This is a genomic window from Novosphingobium album (ex Liu et al. 2023), from assembly GCF_029076845.1.
Classification (GTDB): Bacteria; Pseudomonadota; Alphaproteobacteria; order Sphingomonadales; family Sphingomonadaceae; genus Novosphingobium.
The window spans coordinates 1-4,184 of record NZ_JARESE010000057.1 but is presented as its reverse complement, the minus strand read 5'-3'; the positions used below and the strand labels follow the sequence as shown (position 1 = coordinate 4,184).

The 4,184-nt window shown below is 56.2% G+C and carries 5 protein-coding genes; 2 read left to right on the top strand and 3 right to left on the bottom strand.

All coding sequences use genetic code 11. The annotated features are described in order from the left end of the window. Positions 1–12: 12 nt before the first annotated feature. Complete coding sequence (locus tag PYV00_RS16675; protein WP_275229439.1) at positions 13–1,335, bottom strand: recombinase family protein; 1,323 nt, start codon at positions 1,333–1,335, stop codon at positions 13–15. Continuing rightward, entirely contained in the window at positions 1,332–1,589 is a 258-nt protein-coding gene (locus PYV00_RS16670) for a hypothetical protein (RefSeq protein ID WP_275229438.1), read from the bottom strand. The genes PYV00_RS16675 and PYV00_RS16670 overlap by 4 nt, the downstream gene beginning before the upstream one ends. 129 nt (positions 1,590–1,718) lie before the next feature. Between PYV00_RS16670 and PYV00_RS16665 the strand changes: the two genes are divergently transcribed. Both PYV00_RS16665 and PYV00_RS16660 read left to right on the top strand, forming a co-directional pair. Beyond that, positions 1,719–2,435, top strand: a complete 717-nt coding sequence (locus PYV00_RS16665) for a hypothetical protein (protein ID WP_275229437.1) — start codon at positions 1,719–1,721, stop codon at positions 2,433–2,435. 26 nt (positions 2,436–2,461) lie between these two features. After that, positions 2,462–2,962, top strand: a complete 501-nt coding sequence (locus PYV00_RS16660) for a glycine-rich domain-containing protein (protein WP_275229436.1) — start codon at positions 2,462–2,464, stop codon at positions 2,960–2,962. A 206-nt stretch (positions 2,963–3,168) separates the two neighbouring features. On the opposite strand, the gene PYV00_RS16655 is transcribed toward PYV00_RS16660, so the two are convergent. Next, the coding region (locus PYV00_RS16655; RefSeq protein ID WP_275229435.1) for a type IV secretory system conjugative DNA transfer family protein at positions 3,169–4,184 on the bottom strand (1,016 nt) is incomplete at its 5' end.

Here is a 4,184-nt window from a genome sequence, read left to right as displayed (position 1 = left end):
CGGCGCGGCCACCTATCGGCCATCAAAATTGACGCCGACCGGACTCCGTAATCGTCGCGCTACAGCCTTGCGGGATTCGAGGCCATGGATGCGGCCTTCGTAGGCTTTGACGAGGGGCTGGCTCTCGGCCTCCATGGCCCGGTCGATGAGCTGGACGATCTGGGTCTCGATCTTGCGAACCTCGGTCTCCCATCCCTTCTTGCGTGTCTGGATGTCGCTGCTGCGCGCCTCCCACAATCTGCCGAAAGTTTCGTAGGCGAGGACGAACATGTCGTGCGATGGACGCATGGATTGCAGGATGTCAGCGAACTCGCCTTCGATCTTGTCGCGCGCGACGGCCTTGCCGTAGTCGGGGCATTCCTTGTTGGGGCAGTGATAGTAGGGGTAATGCTTGTGGCGACCCTTGGCCCAGTAGCTGGTGAGCCGGGTCTCGCACTGACCGCAAATGACGAAGCCGCGCAGCGCGAAGTCCTCGCCCAGGTTCTTGCGGGCGGGAACCTTGGCGAGGCCGCTGAGGCGTGTCTGAATCTTCTGAAAAGTTTCGTAGTCGATCAGTCCCTCGTGCTGGGCCGGGCGTAGCGAGACATTCCAGCGCGGCACTTCGAGATGCCCGGCATAGAGCACCTGATTGAGCAATTCGTAGACGCGCTGGGGATGAACCTGTCCGCGCCAATTGCGCGGGAACTCGGGCTGGTCTTCGAGAAAACGGATAACTTCGGCCTGAGTCTGAAAGCGACCCGTCGCGTAGCCTTGCAGTGCCTCCGCGACGATCGAAGCCAGCGGCTCGTTGCGCACGAGTATCTTGTTCTTGCCCCGGCTGTCGTTGATCTCTGCAAACTTGTAGCCGACCGGCTGCTGGAACACCCAGTAACCGTCAAGGCACCGCGCGCGCATGCGCTTGAGCGTCTGCTCGGCGTTCTTCTCGCGCTGGTGCTGATAGGAGCTGGCCAGCACGTTCTCGACGAAGCGGCCATCGCTGTCCTCACGGAACTGGTGCGAGGGCGAGGCCATGATCGCACCGACCTTCTTCACCGCTTCGCGAAGCTGGGCGTGTGCGACCACATCGCGGGCAAGGCGGGAGAGATCGTCGATGATGACGACGTAGGTCTGCTTCTGGCTGCGGAGAAACTTGAGCATCTCCTTCATCGCCGGGCGATTGGAGTGGGCTCCGGTAAAGTCGTCATGGAAGACGCGCACCACATCGTAGCCGTGACGGGCGGCATATTCGCGGCAGGTGGTTTCCTGGCTTTCGAGGCCATGGCCATCGGTCTTCTGCTTCGGATCGGAAACCCGGCAGTAGATGACGGCGAGCTGGTTATTGTGCGTGTCGGTCATGTCTCCTTCTTTCCGGCTGCATCATCGCGGGCAGCGCTGTTGAACTTGGGTTTTGCGGAACACCCCGATTCTACGCCAGGCGGCATGGAATCGGAATCGAAACCTTCATCTTCCCCCAAGCTGTTTTCCAGCCCCTCGATGACGTACTCGTCCATCATGCATTCCATGATATGCAGCCATGCCCGGCCTTCCTCTTCCGCGACGCCGCGAGCTTCGAAGAACTCCCGGAAGAAGTCGTCGTAGGGCACAAGCATGGCGCGGAACCTCGTTCGCGTCCGGCCAATTGGCCAAACACGGCTAGAATATTGATTGGGTTGCAAAAATAGCCGCGTGATCCCGTCAGGTTGGGGGATAGGCATGAAAAAGCCCGCTCAAGGCGGGCTTTGCATGGACGCACTATTGGCTATTTGAGGAAATTAGAAAACAAAAAGAACAAAAAGTCGACGGATTTTTGGGTAAACTTGACAGGCACTTTAGGATTCAAGGCACAAAATTTTTATATTCACAATTATTTGATTTCGTGTCTTAATGGCCATGAATGGCTGAAGGCGGCAGTAGCGAGAATCATGAACATCGAGTGGTGGCATGCACTTATCGGATTGTTGGTGTTTGCCATATCTGCGGCGTTCAATCTGATCACATTTGTCAAATTTCTCTCACGATCTCTTCGAACGCGCGGCTTCTTCCCTGGCCGTTGGCACGGTGTGATCAAACACTCTAGCGGCGAACTCAATTGCGTCATGGTGCTCTACCTCGGGGCGGGTGAACTGACCGGGCAAGTTTACTACGAGGGTCGATACGGCGATCGGGAAAACGTCATGGGCTACGACCGTCTTGATAACGATTCGCGTGACTTTCGACTCGTTGCGAAAAAGTTTAGAATTATTAGTCAAACCTACGAGGTGCGTTTCCGACGCGTCGTGGATAGTTTTCGACAAAATGGGGAGCGTAGGATTGACAGCGACACCATCGACTACACCTATAGGTTCGAAGTGAAGCAGCGTTTCCGTCATAAGCGGATCACGTGCACTGTCACTACCAAAGGCACCGGAAAGAACGACCCGCTGACCTTCACGGGTGAGCTGACAAGTGCTAAATAGAGGGTTTGAAATGTGAGGAGGCTTTCGTGACCGACAATCGAGATGCGGTGAGGGTGATTGCAGGCCTAAATTTGACCGCCGTCAAGTATAAGCTGATGGTGAAGAAGGGTTGGTCTATATCGAAACTCGAGCGTGTCGAACTTCTCTATAAGAGATTTCTAACGCTTACTTATCTGTACCCGTCGCGTACTCTCGTACCAAATGAAGATATCGATGAATTCTGGCACGCACACATCTTAGACACGCGAAGATATGCGTCTGACATGCAGCATTGTCTCGGATATTTTCTGCATCATTTTCCTTACTTCGGTCTGAGAGGTCAAGATGATAAGGAGGAGATGAGTCGCACGTTTCAAGAAACCGTGCAACTCTATGAAGCAGAGTTTGGTTTCGGTGAACCGTCATACAACTCGTCGGCTTCCCAATCTGATGGGGTGGTTTGCGGCAACGATGGTTGTAATAATCGGTTTGAGGATGCCGATTTCACAGATGTCTATGAGCGCACCAGAATGGGGTTTGCGGCGTAAATTCTGTAGCATGTCGCGTTCAAGCCAAGGGATCGAATTCGGTGCTTTCCCTGTTGGGCTGCTTTCAGGCAGCTGATAATACGCATTTAGGTCTCGAACCGTAGCCGATCCATTCCCATTGAATGATCTCGGGCGAACGGCAGGAATGCCTTGCAGGCACTCCAAAAACTGAGAGCGCGTCTCTCTGCCCCATCGCACGCAGTATATCAAGTAATCCGCACCAACATTCCATCAGAATACTGCGGAAAATGCGCCAACTTCTCCGGCACCGGCCTCGTAACCACGCGGCGCACCGTACCGCCGAACATTCCCGGCAGCCGCACTCGATCCAACGGCGGGTGGTACGGATTCGGCAGCCATAGCCCGTTGAGGCTGCGGGTGGTGTAGTAAGGATATTTGTGAGCGAAGATCGGCGGCAGGTTCAGCCCTGAGATGAAGCTGATCATGCGATCCTCAGGCATGTTGATGATCTCATCGCTGGTCATCAGCGCGCGGGGCATGGTCTTCTGGTTGCGCGCGGCCTCACTGAAATAGGCGAAGTCAGCGGCGGCGCGGAACGGATCGCCGCCTTGCATATAGCGGTGCAGGACAAGCTGCTGCTGACGCCTGGCCTCGGCCTGTGCGAGCTTGTCGTCGAAGTAGAATGTCTCGTTGCCGAGCATGTGCGAGATCAGCCGCGCGGTATCGTCGTCACGCACGCCGAAGAAAGCGCGCCATTGCGCCGAACCGAGGAACCCGGAAATCGCATCGCGCCCATAGTTGCGCGCGATCTGGCCGATATCCTGGAACAGGGCGATAGTGCGCGTGCCTTCGCCGCGACCGATCGCGAAGGCATCGAGCAAGGCCTCGAAGTTGCCCATGCGCCCGGCTTCATCGACCAGCATCGTGATGCGCCGCGCCTGCGGGGCGCGGGCCTTGTACTTTGACGCGACGAGAAAGATCGTGCGCAGCGCCGATGACCACTGAGCGATGAAATCGCGCGGCACCATCACGAACAGCGACGTGACCTGATCGTTGGTGAGGTCCTTCAACGAGAAATCGGGATTTTCAAGCGCGGCGCAGAGCGTCGGGTCATTGAGAAAACTGAGATGCGCCTTGATCGTGCCGATGATGGCGCCGAACTCGTTGGAGTCCTTGCGCTTCTGATAGCCCCAGATGGACACCCTGAAATACCTCTGGCTGTAAGGCTGGGTTTGTGATTCCATCGCGATGGAGCGATGGA

Coding starts and splice junctions, on each gene's coding strand:
- PYV00_RS16675 (WP_275229439.1), bottom strand. CDS start 1,335: ATGACCGACACGCACAATAACCAGCTCGCCGTCATCTACTGCCGGGTT.
- PYV00_RS16670 (WP_275229438.1), bottom strand. CDS start 1,589: ATGCTTGTGCCCTACGACGACTTCTTCCGGGAGTTCTTCGAAGCTCGC.